Here is a 1,068-nt window from a genome sequence, read left to right on the forward strand (position 1 = left end):
CGGCTTACGCACCTGCCAGCATCACCCTACGATACAACATCTGGTGCGGTCGTCCGGTAACCGGAAATGCAACCCACCCACACAAAACGCGAAGAAGCCCGCAATATACGTGTCAAATGGTGGGATACTGAGGCGAAGTCATGGCGCGATGTCGCAATGTCTGTACCAAATCTTGAAGACCTTCCGGACCAGTCCTTGCCAGAGTCATTTGCGACATATGGCTACCTTCCCAAAGAGAAGCCCGTATTTTTTGGTCATTACTGGATGTCTGGGCAGCCTGTGCTGCAGACTGAAAATGCCCTGTGTCTGGATTATTCCGCTGGTAAAGATGGCCCTCTAGTGACGTATGAAATGGTCGCAGGGGACGAAAAGCTGGATGCCAGTCGCATTATGGTACACGGCGAGCGTTGAATCGTCACTCGGAGCGGTAAGAATAAAAAGCGTAAAGGATGAATGTGGTGGACCATAAAATTAGCGAAACGATCCAGTTTTTTGAAAGTAAAGAAGTGGATCGACTTGAAAAGTTGGTGCGCTTTTTCACGACTAAATTGGAGAAGGCTTTGGTGGAACATCAAATCCTAGCTCGCGTGTCATCTCGTGTGAAAAGCGCGCAAAGCCTGCGTGGAAAGCTTCAAAAATGGGCGGAGACACCAGACAAGGAGCCGAATCTGCATCTTGAGCCGGAGGAAATCCTTCACAAGGTCAATGACTTGGCTGCTGCTCGTGTTATGACCTACACCGAGAAAGGCCGCGACGCAGTCGCAGAGTTGGTCCAAGAAGTTTTCGCATGTCCCGGTGGCTTTGAGATCCCATTTGATCTTGAGCGGAAAGAAGAGCACCCTCGTATCAAGTCAAATGACCAGAACCATTATCGCGCAACACACATGATGGTCGCCGTAAATGATGCTGACTGTGTTGGCGAGTTTTCCAATTTGGGGAATGATAAGTGTGAATTGCAGATCACGAGCCTTTTGGGTCCCTTCTCGATTTGTGTGGGTTGCCTGGGTCATCGAGGCTTGAGCGGGCCCTACATTTTGTGCGTCCGGTAGGCGCGTCCGGCGCGTAGAC

At 50.7% G+C, this 1,068-nt stretch carries 2 protein-coding genes; both read left to right on the forward strand.

Annotated elements, in window-relative coordinates:
* Window positions 1–66: 66 nt before the first annotated feature.
* Window positions 67–411 (forward strand): hypothetical protein, encoded by a 345-nt coding sequence (locus tag ACH107_RS33065; protein ID WP_412509821.1) that lies wholly within the window; start codon window positions 67–69, stop codon window positions 409–411.
* A gap of 47 nt (window positions 412–458) precedes the next feature.
* On the forward strand, window positions 459–1,049 hold the full coding sequence (locus ACH107_RS33070; RefSeq protein WP_412509822.1) for a hypothetical protein: 591 nt from the start codon (window positions 459–461) through the stop codon (window positions 1,047–1,049).
* Window positions 1,050–1,068 lie beyond the last annotated feature (19 nt).

The sequence above is a fragment of the Roseovarius halophilus (ex Wu et al. 2025) genome (assembly GCF_047086965.1).